This window comes from Streptomyces rimosus (assembly GCF_008704655.1).
Classification (GTDB): Bacteria; Actinomycetota; Actinomycetes; order Streptomycetales; family Streptomycetaceae; genus Streptomyces; species Streptomyces rimosus.
In genome coordinates this window covers 3,538,058-3,550,669 of sequence record NZ_CP023688.1, presented here as the reverse complement: position 1 = coordinate 3,550,669, position 12,612 = coordinate 3,538,058, and the positions used below count along the sequence as shown (strand labels likewise).

Here is a 12,612-nt window from a genome sequence, read left to right as displayed (position 1 = left end):
GGGCGCCCTGTGACGCCCGCCCCGCTCCATGCCGACCGGCGGCCCGCTCACTTGCCGAGCACGGCCTCCATGACCTTCTTCGCGATCGGGCCGCCCAGCTTGCCGCCGGCGATCTCCTTGCGCGGGATGTCCATGTCCGAGGGGTCGACGAACACCGCGACCGCGACCGGCGAGCCGTTGCCCTGCTTGGCGTACGAGACGAACCAGGCGTACGGGCGCTCGTCGCGGACGTCCGCGCCGTGCTGGGCGGTACCGGTCTTGGCGCCGACCTTGACGCCGTCGATCAGCGCTTTCTTCGCCGTTCCGTTCTCCGCGGTGTTCTCCATCATCTCCTGCACCTTCTTCGCGGTGCTCTCGGAGACGGCCTGGCTCAGCTCCTTGGGCTCGAACTTCTCGATCGTCGACAGGTCGGGGCCGCGGGTCTCCTCGACCATGTACGGCTGCATGACCTTGCCGTTGTTGGCGAGCCCGGCGACGACCATGGCCATCTGCAGCGGGGTGCTGGTCAGGCTGCCCTGGCCCATGCCGGTCAGCGCGGTCTGCGGCTTGTCCAGCTTCTTGGGGTAGCCGCTGGTGGCGGTGCGTACCGGGGTGAAGATCTTCTGGTTGAAGCCGAACTTCTCCGCCGTCTCGCGCATCTTGTCCGTGCCGAGCCGGTTCGCCGCCTCCAGGTAGGTGTTGTTGCAGGACCACTGCATGCCGACCTTCAGGGACGCGTTCGCGCACGGCGCGGTGGCGATGTCGTTGCCGACCTTGGTGGCCGTCTGCGGCAGCGTGTACGGCACCGGGGCCTGCACCGGGGTGTCGATGTCCGGGACGATGCCGTGCTCCAGGGCCGCGGCGGCGGTGAGGATCTTGAACGTGGAGCCGGGCGGGTAGATCTCCAGGGACGCCCGGTTGTTCATCGGCTTGGCCTTGTCCTTGATGAGGGACGTGTACTTGTCGCCCTCCTTGAAGGAACTGCCCGCGAAGACCGACGGGTCGTAGGACGGCGTGCTCGCCATCGCCAGGATCTTGCCGGTGGCCGGCTCCAGGGCGACCACCGCGCCCTTGGCGTTCAGGTCGGTCAGGGCCTTGTACGCGGTGCGCTGCGCCTTCTCGTTGATCGTCGTCAGCACGTCGCCGCCGCGCGGCTTCTCACCCGTCAGCACGTCCTTGGCGCGCTTGAGGAAGAGCCGGTCGTCCTTGCCGCTGAGGATGTCCTTGTAGACGCCCTCCAGGAACGTGGTGCCCTGGGACTGCGAGGCGTAGCCGGTGATCGGCGCGTACATCGGGCCGTCCTTGTAGACCCGCTTGTACTTGAAGTCGCCGGCCGTCTCGACGGACCCGGTGATGGGCTTGCCGCCCACGATGATGTTGCCGCGCGGATAGGAGAACGCCTCGATCTTCACCCGGCGGTTGTTGTCGTCGTTCGCCAGCGCGTCCGCCTGGACGAACTGCACCCAGGTGGCGCGCACCAGCAGCGCCAGCACCAGCACCCCGCAGAAGACGGCTATGTGCCTCAGCGGCCTGTTCATCGCTCTCCACTCCCCTTGCCGTACGGCCCGGTGCCGCGCGGACCGTGCCGTACGGGCGCCCGAATTGCGGCCTTCAGAGGTAAAGGATGTCCCAAGTGGGGGTGGCGGTTGCAGGCGGGGTGTGTGAGCTGGTCCTCTTCGTCCGTTTCGGTGCGGAGCGGGCCCGGGTCCGTCGCCGTATCGACCGGTGGTGTCCGCGTACGGTCCGGAGCGGGTCCTCAGGCCCCGCCGACCAGCATGACCATCAGCACCACGGCGGCCACGGCCAGCACGATGCCCATCCGGCGGAGCATCGCCTGTACCTGGCGCAGCTCCTCGGGGGGCTCGTCGGGCGGATCGGACCACAGCATCCTTCGATCCTGCGCCGGGAACGCCTGCGGCGCCTGAGTACGCGTACTCAAGCGCCGCCGGGTATGGGTACTACGCGGCCTCAGCGCGGCCAGTAGCTCGTGCGCCACGCCCGCGGCCCCGGGTGCGGCAGCCGGCGGCGCGGGATCGTGGACGCCGGGTCGGCCCATTCGTCCGTACGCTCCGGGCCCGGCGCGGCGGACGCGGCGGCAGCGGCGGCCGCCGCGCGGGTGCGAACCACCGCCAGTGCGGCGGCCAGCTCCTCGGGTGTGGGGTTGCCCCGGACGACCTTGATCATGATCGACCGACCTCCTTGAGGGGTTGCGGCGAACGGCGGACAGCGCTGCTGACGGGCACGGGCGCCCCTACAGCGGGATGTTGCCGTGCTTCTTCGGGGGCAGCGACTCGCGCTTGTTGCGCAGCGTGCGCAGCCCGCGCACGATGTGCCGGCGGGTCTCCGACGGCATGATCACCGCGTCCACGTAGCCGCGCTCGGCCGCGACGTACGGGTTGAGCAGCGCGTCCTCGTACTCCTGGATCAGCTCCTGGCGGCGGGCGTCCTGTGCGGCCGGGTCCTCGATCGCGGCGAGGGTGCGGCGGTGCAGGATGTTGACCGCCCCCTGCGCGCCCATCACCGCGATCTGCGCGGTCGGCCAGGCCAGGTTCAGGTCCGCGCCCAGGTGCTTGGAGCCCATGACGTCGTACGCGCCGCCGAACGCCTTGCGGGTGATGACCGTGATCAGCGGAACCGTGGCCTCCGCGTACGCGTAGATCAGCTTGGCGCCGCGCCGGATGATGCCGTCCCATTCCTGGTCCGTACCCGGCAGGAAGCCCGGTACGTCCACGAACGTCAGCACCGGCACGTTGAACGCGTCGCAGGTGCGCACGAACCGCGCGGCCTTCTCGCTCGCGTTGATGTCCAGCGTGCCCGCGTACTGCATCGGCTGGTTGGCGACGATGCCGACCGCGTGGCCCTCCACCCGCCCGAAGCCGGTGACCATGTTCGGCGCGAAGAGCGCCTGCGTCTCCAGGAACTCGCCGTCGTCGAGGACGTGCTCGATGGCGGTGTGCATGTCGTACGGCTGGTTCGCCGAGTCCGGGATCAGCGTGTCCAGCTCGCGGTCGTAGTCCGAGGTCTCCAGGTCCGCCTCCTCGGGGAAGGCGGGCGGCTCGGAGAGGTTGTTGGACGGCAGGTAGGACAGCAGCGCCTTGACGTACTCGATGGCGTCCTTCTCGTCGCCCGCCATGTGGTGCGCCACGCCCGAGGTGGTGTTGTGCGTCCGGGCGCCGCCCAGCTCCTCGAAGCCCACGTCCTCGCCGGTGACGGTCTTGATGACGTCGGGCCCGGTGATGAACATGTGCGAGGTCTGGTCGACCATGACCGTGAAGTCGGTGATGGCGGGGGAGTAGACCGCGCCGCCCGCGCACGGGCCGACGATCAGCGAGATCTGCGGGACCACGCCGGAGGCGTGCACATTGCGGCGGAAGATCTCCGCGAACAGACCGAGGGCCGCCACGCCCTCCTGGATGCGGGCGCCGCCGCCGTCGTTGATGCCGACGACGGGACAGCCGTTCTTCAGGGCGAAGTCCATCACCTTGACGATCTTCTCGCCGTAGACCTCGCCCAGCGAACCGCCGAAGATGGTGAAGTCCTGCGAGTAGACACAGACCGTACGGCCGTCGACGGTGCCGTAGCCGGTCACCACACCATCGCCGTACGGCCGGTTCTTCTCCAGGCCGAAGTTGGTCGAGCGGTGCCGCGCGAATTCGTCCAGCTCGACGAACGAGCCCTCGTCGAGCAGCAGCTCCACGCGCTCACGCGCCGTCAGCTTGCCCTTGGCGTGCTGCTTTTCCACGGCCCGCGCCGACCCGGCGTGGGTGGCCTCCTCGATCCTGCGCTGAAGATCGGCCAGTTTGCCCGCGGTCGTGGTGATGTGTGCTTCCGGCTCGGACATCGGGATGCGGCTCCTGCTCGTCCTGGACTGGTGCTCGTACGAAGGTGGTACGGGGGTTGAACGGGGATGGCTACCGATTCGTAGCGTATCGGCGGGACTGCTCAGCGGCACTGCGTCGTTGACCACACCTAGGCTGGGGCCATGACGCCTCAACCACCGGAAAACCAGGACAAAGACCACTCGGGGACCGGCGCCGGGGGGCGCTGGTCCGACCTGGAGCGCCCGCCGCTGAACCGCACGGCACTGCGCCGCGCGCTGCTGCGGCCCGGCGCGCTGTGGACCGACGTCGATGTGGTGCCCGCCACCGGCTCGACCAACACCGACCTCACCGCGCGGGCCGCGGCCGGACTGTCCGAAGGGGCCGTCCTCGTCGCCGAGGAGCAGTCCGCCGCGCGCGGGCGGCTGGATCGCCGGTGGTCGGCGCCGCCGCGCTCCGGTCTCTTCTTCTCCTTCTACCTGACGCCGAAGGTGCCCGTGGAGCGCTGGGGCTGGCTGCCGCTGCTCGCCGGGGTGGCGACCGCCAGCGCGATGGCCCGCACCGCCGGGGTGGACACCGCCCTGAAGTGGCCCAACGACTTGCTGGTCACGGTCGGCGACGAGGAGCGCAAGGCCGGCGGCATCCTCGCGGAGCGCGCCGGGGACGGCGTGGTGATCGGCATCGGCCTCAACGTCACGCTGCGCGCCGAGGAGCTGCCCGTACCCGGCGCGGGCTCGCTGGTCCTGGCCGGTGCCAAGGTCACCGACCGCGACCCGCTGCTGCGGGCGGTGCTGCGGTCGGTCGAGGACTGGTACGGACAGTGGACCGCGGCGGACGGCGACGCGGCGGCCTGCCGCCTTCAGGACGCGTACGCCGCCGGGTGCGCCACGCTCGGCCGGACCGTACGGGCCCAGCTGCCCGGCGACCGGGAGCTGCGCGGCGAGGCGGTGGCGATCGACGGGGACGGGCGGCTGGTGCTCGCGACGGAGGAGGGGATGCAGCGGCCGGTCGACGCGGGCGACATCGTGCACCTGCGCCCGGCGGGGCAGGAGTAGCGGGCTGTCCACGTTTGCGTCCGTATAGCGGTCAAGAACGATCAGATCCTGGTCAAGAAACCTCGGGAGCAATCGCTCTTATGTGTCGTCGGGGGCGAAAGCGACGAGGTGGGAGAGTGAGCCAGAGCACACCTGCCGTATCGTTGAGGCGGTCCGCCGTGCAGCGGACGACGAGCGAGCAGTGATCGGAAGGGCAGTGCGCAGGGAACGGACAGGGAGCGGGCGGTGACCGCCGACGACTCGGGCGCCGGCCCGCGCGAAGCGGACATCGCTCCTCGTGAGACGGGGGCTGCTCGCGGTGAGGGGGACCCGGCACGGACGGACGGCGGCGTGTCCGCCGACGGCACCGCCACGCGTACCGGCAGCCGCGCGGCGGGTGCCGGGGCCGCGGACGGCGCGGTGAACGGCGTGGCGCGGGCCGACGGCGCGGGCGACGCCGGTGACGACGACACCATCGCCATCCGCCTCGAACAGCTCATCCTCGGCGCCGACCGCCGCTACACCCCCTTCCAGGCCGCCCGCAGCGCGGGCGTCTCCATGGAGCTGGCCTCCCGCTTCTGGCGCGCCATGGGCTTCGCCGACATCGGCCAGGTCAAGGCGCTGACCGAGGCCGACGTACTGGCGCTGCGGCGGCTGGCGGGCCTGGTGGAGGCCGGACTGCTCAGCGAGGCGATGGCGGTCCAGGTGGCCCGCTCCACCGGGCAGACCACGGCCCGGCTCGCCGACTGGCAGATCGACTCCTTCCTGGAGGGCCTGACCGAGCCCCAGGACTCCGGCCTGACCCGTACGGAGATCACCTACCCCCTCGTCGAACTGCTCCTGCCCGAGCTGGAGGAGTTCCTGGTCTACGTCTGGCGCCGCCAGCTCGCCGCCGCCACCGGCCGCGTCGTGCAGGCCCAGGACGACGCGGAGATGGTCGACCGGCGGCTCGCGGTGGGCTTCGCCGACCTCGTCGGCTTCACCCGGCTCACCCGCCGTCTGGAGGAGGAGGAACTGGGCGAGCTGGTCGAGGCGTTCGAGACCACCGCCGCCGACCTGGTCGCCGCGCACGGCGGCCGGCTCATCAAGACGCTCGGCGACGAGGTCCTGTTCGCGGCCGACGACGCGGGCATCGCGGCCGAGATCGGCCTGCGCCTCATCGAGACCATGGCCAACGACGAGACGATGCCGGAGCTGCGCGTCGGCATCGCGTTCGGCACGGTCACGACGCGGATGGGCGATGTCTTCGGCACCACCGTGAACCTGGCCAGCCGGCTCACCTCGATAGCGCCGAAGGACACGGTGCTGGTGGACGAGGCGTTCGCGGAGGAGCTGGGGCGTACGGGCGAGGCGCCGGTCTCCGAGGCCGACGCGAAGGCCGCCGCCGAGGCCGCGGCGGGCGGCGCCGGACCGCTGCCCGAGTACCGCTTCGCGCTCCAGCCGATGTGGCAGCGGCCGGTGCGGGGGCTGGGCGTCGTGGAGCCCTGGCTGCTGAGCCGCCGTACCTGAACCCCGGTGCGCGTGATCCGTCCGGTTCCGGCCGCGGCACCCCCTGGCTAGAGTGGCGAACGATCGTTAACGACCGGCGCCGGTCGTTGTCGGACCACCGTTGACCAGGGAGGGTGCTGCATGGACACGCAACGCTTCGGGGAGTTCGTCGGCGTACACCGCCACGGGCACGTCGCCGAACTGCGGCTCGACCGGCCCAAGGCGATGAACGCCGTGTCCACGGCCATGGCGGACGCCGTCACCGCCGCCTGCGACGCCCTCGCGGCCGACCGCGGCGTCCGCGTCACCGTCCTGACCTCCACCCACGAGCGCGCCTTCTGCGTGGGCGCCGACCTGAAGGAGCGCAACTCCTTCAGCGACGCCGACCTGATGCGGCAGCGCCCGCGCGCCCGCGCCGCCTACACCGGCGTCCTGGAGCTGCCGATGCCCACCATCGCCGCCGTCCACGGCTTCGCGCTCGGCGGCGGCTACGAGCTGGCGCTCGCCTGCGACCTGATCGTGGCGGACCGTACGGCCGTGGTCGGCCTGCCGGAGGTGTCGGTGGGCGTGATCCCGGGCGGCGGCGGTACGCAGCTGCTGCCCCGGCGCGTCGGCGCGGCCCGCGCGGCGGAGCTGATCTTCACCGGGCGGCGGGTGGAGGCGGCCGAGGCCCGTGACCTGGGCCTCGTGGACCAGCTGGTCGACGAGGGCCGGGACACCGAAGAGGCCCTGGCCCTGGCCGGGCGCATCGCACGGAACTCCCCGGTCGGCCTCCGTGCCGCCAAACGCGCCCTGCGCCTGGGCCACGGCCTCGACCTGCGGACCGGCCTGGACCTGGAGGACGGCGCCTGGCGCAGCGTGGCGTTCTCCGGCGACCGGGCGGAGGGCGTGGCGGCCTTCAACGAGAAGCGGCGGCCGGAGTGGCCGGGGGAGTGAGGCGTGCCGGGTGGGCCCGGCCCGCCCGGCGGCGGCGTAACGCACCGTGTCCATCCGGAAAAGGCGAACGGCCCCGAACATTCCTACGCTGTAGTGATACGAAGCGCGCACGGTGACGGAATGTGAGGCCCGGTGACGGACGAGGGTGACGACAGGCTCCGGGCCGTGGTGGCACTCGCGCAGGCGATGGCTGCCACCCACACCCCGCGCGAGTCCGTACGGGCCGCCGCGGAGGGGGTGCGGGCCGCCATAGGGGGCTCCTTCGCGGCGATCTCGGCCTGGGAGCGCGAGCTGGGCCGGCTGAAAGTGCTGGTCAACGTCGGCGAACTGGCCGAGGGGGAGGAAGAGTTCCCCCGGGACGAGGCATATCCCGTGCACGAGTTCCCGGAGATCGTCGGATTCCTGCACGAGCAGTGGGCCGGGGGCGGCCAGCCCGACGCGTGGGTCGAGACCGCCGACGGCCCGGCGCGGGAGGGCCCGTACAACCACCAGCGGGTCGCCGCGCTGCGCCGCCGCGGCCGGGGCTGCTGTGTGGTCGCGCCGATCGTGCTGCACGGGCGCGCGTGGGGCGAGCTGTACGTGGCCCGCTCGGCCGGGGAGCCGGTCTTCACGCGGGCGGACGCGGAATTCGCCACCGTACTGGCCGCGGTGACCGCCGCCGGGGTCGCGCAGACGGAGCGGCTGGCGGAGGCGCGCCGGCTGGCGTTCACGGACTCCCTGACCGGCCTGGCCAACCGCCGCGCTGTCGACATGCGGCTCGACGAGGCGCTGGAGCGGCACCGCAGGGACGGCGCGGTGGTGAGCCTGGTGGTGTGCGATCTCAACGGGCTGAAGCGGGTCAACGACTCGTGCGGGCACGCCGTCGGCGACCGGCTGCTGGAACGTTTCGGCTCGGTGCTCTCCCTCTGTGGCGCCATACTGCCGGGCGCCCTCGCGGCCCGCCTCGGCGGCGACGAGTTCTGCCTGCTCACGGTGGGTCCGCCGGCCGACGAGGTGGCCAAGGTGGCCGCCGAGCTGTGCGACCGGGCCGCGGAACTGGAACTGGGCGAGGGCGTCGCCGTCGGCGTCGCCTCGACCGGCGACCCGATCGGCCCGGTGCGCTCCGCCCGGCGCCTGTTCCGGCTGGCCGACGCCGCCCAGTACCGGGCGAAGGGCGCCGGCTCGCGCGGCCCGGTGGTGGCGGGCCGGGACGGCGGTACGGACGATCCGGTGGTACGCCTGGCCGACGCCCCCGAGCGCGCCCCGACGACGGAACGGCGCCGGTTCCGGCGCTGAGATCCCCGTACGGTGGCCGGCGCTCCGGCCGGTGACGCGGTGGGTGACGCGGTCGTGCGGCGGCGTTGCCGGGGCCGCTGCGAATCCAGTGGTGACATCCAGGGATTCAGCTTCTAGGGTGCCTGAATATGGATATGCACACTGTGGTGCTGGGGACGTCCGGCACGACCGCACAGGACGTCATCGCCGTCGCCCGCGGCGCCGCCCGTATCGAGCTGTCCGAGGAGGCCACGGCCGCGGTCGCCGCCGCCCGCGCGGTCATCGACGACCTCGCCGCCAAACCGGACCCGGTTTACGGCGTCTCCACGGGCTTCGGCGCCCTCGCCGTCCGCCACATCAGCCCGGATCTGCGGGCCCAGCTCCAGCGCAACATCGTGCGCTCGCACGCCGCCGGCATGGGGCCGCGGGTCGAGCGCGAGGTGGTGCGCGCGCTGATGTTCCTGCGCCTGAAGACCCTGGCCTCCGGGCACACCGGCGTGCGGCCGCTGGTCGTCGCCACCATGGCCGAGATCCTCAACGCCGGGATCACCCCGGTCGTCCACGAGTACGGCTCGCTCGGCTGCTCCGGCGACCTCGCGCCGCTGTCGCACTGCGCGCTGACGCTGATGGGCGAGGGCGAGGCGGAGGGCCCCGACGGCGTCGTACGCCCGGCCGGCGAGCTGCTCGCCGAGCACGGCATCGCGCCGGTCGAGCTGCGCGAGAAGGAGGGCCTGGCCCTCCTGAACGGCACCGACGGCATGCTCGGCATGCTGATCATGGCCTGTGCCGACCTGGCCCGCCTCTTCACCACCGCGGACATCACCGCGGCGCTCTCCCTGGAGGCGCTGCTCGGTACGGACAAGGTGCTCGCGCCCGAGCTGCACGCCATCCGCCCGCACCCCGGGCAGGCCGCCTCGGCCGCCAACATGCTCAAGGTCCTGGCCGGTTCGGGCCTCACCGGCCACCACCAGGACGACGCGCCGCGCGTCCAGGACGCGTACTCCGTGCGCTGCGCCCCGCAGGTCGCGGGCGCGGGCCGGGACACCCTGGACCACGCCCGCCTGGTCGCGAACCGTGAGCTGGCCGCCGCAGTGGACAACCCGGTGGTCCTGGCGGACGGCCGGGTCGAGTCGAACGGCAACTTCCACGGCGCGCCGGTCGCCTATGTCCTGGACTTCCTCGCCGTCGCCGCCGCCGACCTCGGCTCGATCGCCGAGCGCCGTACGGACCGGCTGCTGGACAAGAACCGCTCGCACGGCCTGCCCGCGTTCCTGGCCGCCGACCCGGGCGTCGACTCCGGCCTGATGATCGCCCAGTACACGCAGGCCGCGCTGGTCAGCGAGCTGAAGCGGCTGGCGGCGCCCGCATCGGTGGACTCCATCCCGTCCTCCGCCATGCAGGAGGACCATGTCTCCATGGGCTGGTCGGCGGCGCGCAAGCTGCGCACGGCCGTGGACAACCTGACCCGGGTGCTCGCCGTCGAGCTGTACGCGGCGACCCGGGCGGTGGAGATGCGCGACGGCCTGACCCCGGCGCCCGCCACCCGCGCGGTGCTGGAAGCCGTACGCGCCGCGGGCGTACAGGGACCGGGGGAGGACCGCTTCCTCGCACCGGACCTGGAGGCGGCGTACGACTTCGTACGCAGCGGCCGGCTGGTGGAGACGGTGGAGCAGGTCACCGGCGAACTGGCCTGACGGGCCGGGGCCGCGCGCGGATCGGTCCGCGCGCGGCCCGGTGCTTCTTAGCCAGGTTGCTGCCGCGTCTCTTCGCAGGTCGGAGCTCTACGGGCGGCTCCGGGCCCCGCTCAGACCTCGCTGCCGCGCGTGCGGCGGACGGAGAATCCGACCAGGCCGGCGCCGATGCCGAGGAAGGCCGCGCCGCCGATGGCGTACGGCGTGGTGTCGAAGGCGCCGGTGTCCGCGAGCAGTACGTCCGGCTCCCGCTGTGCGCCCTGCGGCGCCTGGCCGGCGGACTGCGGCTGCGTGGTCGGGTCCTGCTGGGCCGAGCGGGGGGTGTGCGTCGTCCGTTCGCCGTGTTCGACGGTGGCGTTCGCGGACGGGACGAACCACAGTGCGAGCAGTACCGATCCCGCGGCTGCGGCGGTCAGCAGTGGTCGACGTGCGGTCACGGGCACGAAAACGATCCCCCTTGTGGGCTCGGCAAATTGACCGTTGACAACAGATGTTAGTGACAGCCGCGGGTCGTGGGGAAGTCAGGACCGGCTGGTGCTTACGCTCCCAGACATGAGCAATGACGAGACATCACGGTTTGTCCGGCTCCATGTCGAACTGGTCATGGAGGTCGCGGACTCGGACCGGCTGACCGGTGCCGCACTCGACCACATCGACGCCGACCCGTCCCTGCCCGCGGAGGAGCGCGGTCATGCGCGGGAAACGGTGCAGAACGATCCGGCGGAGGCCCTGGCGTACCTAGTGGACCCCTTCGACCTGGTCGAGGACGTGCCCGGGGTGGAGCTGACCCAGGCGTCGTGGAGCAGCGAGGAGATCGACTACGACGCGGACGCGGAGTGGGTCCTCGGGGACGACGCGGAGGACGAGGGCTACCCGGAGGACGACGAGCCCGAGGGCGCGGAGACCGCGGACGGAGTGCGGGTCCGCTTCTGAGGCGGCACCGCACGCCGGGCGCTCCTCGCCACCGGCACCACCCGGCCCCCGGACGACGCCCCGTCCCGTCCGGGGGTTGCGTGGTATTTGCCACAGCTGTCCTACGTATGGAACGGACGAAACGGAACAGACGTTCCTGAGGTGTCGCCCGGCAGTCTGCGGTGCGACGCCCGGCTCGGGGGTTTCCGGGTTCGGCAGCAAGGCAATGGAGAGTCGTGTGATGACGGACAGCAAGCGTCGCAAGGGCCTGATAGCCACTGCAGCGCTGCTCGGGGGTGTGCTGACCCTCGGAGCGTGCGGCGGTGGCGACGGCGGTGACGATGGCGGCCACGACAACACGAAGAAGGTCGACGAGGCGGCGGCGAAGGACGCCTCCGAAGCCAAGATCAAGATATCGCCGGAGAACGGCTCGGCCGACGCGGGCATCAACAGCGACGCCAAGGTCAGCGTCACCGGCGGCAAGCTGACCGACGTACAGATGACCTCGGGCGAGAACAAGAAGCCCGTCGAGGGCACCCTCGCCGCCGACGGCAGCTCCTGGAAGCCGAAGAAGCAGCTGGAGCGCTCGACCAAGTACACGATCACTGCGCACGCCGCCGACTCCAAGGGCCGCAAGGCGGTGGAGCACTCGACCTTCACCACGGTCTCCCCGAAGAACAGCTTCATAGGGAACTACACCCCGGAGGACGGCTCGACCGTCGGTGTCGGCATGCCGGTGTCGGTCAACTTCGACAAGCCGGTGAAGAACAAGAAGGACGTCGAGTCCGCGATCAAGGTGGCGTCCAGCAGCAACCAGGAGATCGTCGGTCACTGGTTCGGCGACCAGCGCCTGGACTTCCGCCCCAAGGACTACTGGAAGCCGAATTCCAAGGTCAGCGTGGACATGAAGCTGGACGGTGTCGAGGCAGCGCCCGGCGTCAAGGGCGTCCAGAACAAGAAGGTGAACTTCCAGATCGGCCGCTCCCAGGTCAGCACGGTGGACGCCAAGACCCACCAGATGACGGTGGTGCGCGACGGCAAGACCATCCGTACGATCCCGATCTCCGCGGGCAGCAAGGACCACCCGACGTACAACGGCAAGATGGTCATCTCGGAGAAGTACCAGCAGACCCGCATGGACGGCTCCACGGTCGGCTTCACGAACAACGACGGCAAGGGCGAGTACGACATCCCCGACGTGCCGCACGCCATGCGCCTGTCCAGCTCCGGCACGTTCCTGCACGGCAACTACTGGGGCAAGGGCATCTTCGGCAACGCCAACACCAGCCACGGCTGCATCGGCCTGGAGGACGTCAAGGGCGCCGGCGACCCGGGCACGGACGGCGCCTGGTTCTACCAGAACTCGCTGATCGGCGACGTGGTCCACATGGTCAACTCCCCGGACAGGACCATCAAGCCGGACAACGGCCTCAACGGCTGGAACATGAACTGGAACGAGTGGGTCGCGGGCAGCGCCGTGAAGTAGCGCGCCCCCTGTCC

General features: G+C 71.4%; 12 protein-coding genes. 7 read left to right on the top strand and 5 right to left on the bottom strand.

What is annotated here, in order from left to right; all coding sequences use genetic code 11:
- Positions 1 to 47: 47 nt before the first annotated feature.
- From CP984_RS14575 to CP984_RS14560, 4 genes are all read right to left on the bottom strand, one after another.
- Complete coding sequence (locus tag CP984_RS14575; protein ID WP_003981922.1) at positions 48 to 1,517, bottom strand: peptidoglycan D,D-transpeptidase FtsI family protein; 1,470 nt, start codon at positions 1,515 to 1,517, stop codon at positions 48 to 50.
- Positions 1,518 to 1,735: 218 nt separating this feature from the next.
- Positions 1,736 to 1,867 carry a morphogenic membrane protein MmpB gene (mmpB, locus tag CP984_RS14570; RefSeq protein ID WP_003981923.1) on the bottom strand — a complete coding sequence of 44 codons (132 nt, stop codon included), beginning with the start codon at positions 1,865 to 1,867 and terminating at the stop codon, positions 1,736 to 1,738.
- Positions 1,868 to 1,947: 80 nt separating this feature from the next.
- A complete protein-coding gene (locus CP984_RS14565) occupies positions 1,948 to 2,163 on the bottom strand; it encodes an acyl-CoA carboxylase subunit epsilon (protein WP_003981924.1) in 216 nt (71 codons plus the stop codon).
- Positions 2,164 to 2,230: 67 nt separating this feature from the next.
- Entirely contained in the window at positions 2,231 to 3,820 is a 1,590-nt protein-coding gene (locus CP984_RS14560) for an acyl-CoA carboxylase subunit beta (RefSeq protein ID WP_003981925.1), read from the bottom strand.
- A gap of 141 nt (positions 3,821 to 3,961) precedes the next feature.
- Between CP984_RS14560 and CP984_RS14555 the strand changes: the two genes are divergently transcribed.
- From CP984_RS14555 to hutH, 5 genes are all read left to right on the top strand, one after another.
- Positions 3,962 to 4,852, top strand: coding sequence for a biotin--[acetyl-CoA-carboxylase] ligase (locus CP984_RS14555; RefSeq protein ID WP_003981926.1), 891 nt, complete (start codon positions 3,962 to 3,964; stop codon positions 4,850 to 4,852).
- 225 nt (positions 4,853 to 5,077) lie between these two features.
- Positions 5,078 to 6,340, top strand: coding sequence for an adenylate/guanylate cyclase domain-containing protein (locus CP984_RS14550; protein ID WP_030181625.1), 1,263 nt, complete (start codon positions 5,078 to 5,080; stop codon positions 6,338 to 6,340).
- 120 nt (positions 6,341 to 6,460) lie between these two features.
- Positions 6,461 to 7,255, top strand: a complete 795-nt coding sequence (locus CP984_RS14545; protein ID WP_003981928.1) for an enoyl-CoA hydratase/isomerase family protein — start codon at positions 6,461 to 6,463, stop codon at positions 7,253 to 7,255.
- A gap of 186 nt (positions 7,256 to 7,441) precedes the next feature.
- Complete coding sequence (locus tag CP984_RS14540; protein WP_043977928.1) at positions 7,442 to 8,530, top strand: GGDEF domain-containing protein; 1,089 nt, start codon at positions 7,442 to 7,444, stop codon at positions 8,528 to 8,530.
- Between the two features lie 128 nt (positions 8,531 to 8,658).
- Entirely contained in the window at positions 8,659 to 10,203 is a 1,545-nt protein-coding gene (gene hutH, locus CP984_RS14535) for a histidine ammonia-lyase (protein WP_003981930.1), read from the top strand.
- A 110-nt stretch (positions 10,204 to 10,313) separates the two neighbouring features.
- Here the strand turns inward: hutH and CP984_RS14530 are convergent, their stop codons facing one another.
- On the bottom strand, positions 10,314 to 10,637 hold the full coding sequence (locus CP984_RS14530) for a hypothetical protein (protein WP_030181631.1): 324 nt from the start codon (positions 10,635 to 10,637) through the stop codon (positions 10,314 to 10,316).
- A 115-nt stretch (positions 10,638 to 10,752) separates the two neighbouring features.
- Here CP984_RS14530 and CP984_RS14525 point away from each other — a divergent pair, with 115 nt between their 5' ends.
- Together CP984_RS14525 and CP984_RS14520 are read left to right on the top strand one after the other, a co-directional pair.
- Complete coding sequence (locus CP984_RS14525) at positions 10,753 to 11,133, top strand: hypothetical protein (RefSeq protein ID WP_003981932.1); 381 nt, start codon at positions 10,753 to 10,755, stop codon at positions 11,131 to 11,133.
- A 220-nt stretch (positions 11,134 to 11,353) separates the two neighbouring features.
- Positions 11,354 to 12,598, top strand: a complete 1,245-nt coding sequence (locus CP984_RS14520) for a L,D-transpeptidase (protein WP_003981933.1) — start codon at positions 11,354 to 11,356, stop codon at positions 12,596 to 12,598.
- Positions 12,599 to 12,612: the final 14 nt, after the last annotated feature.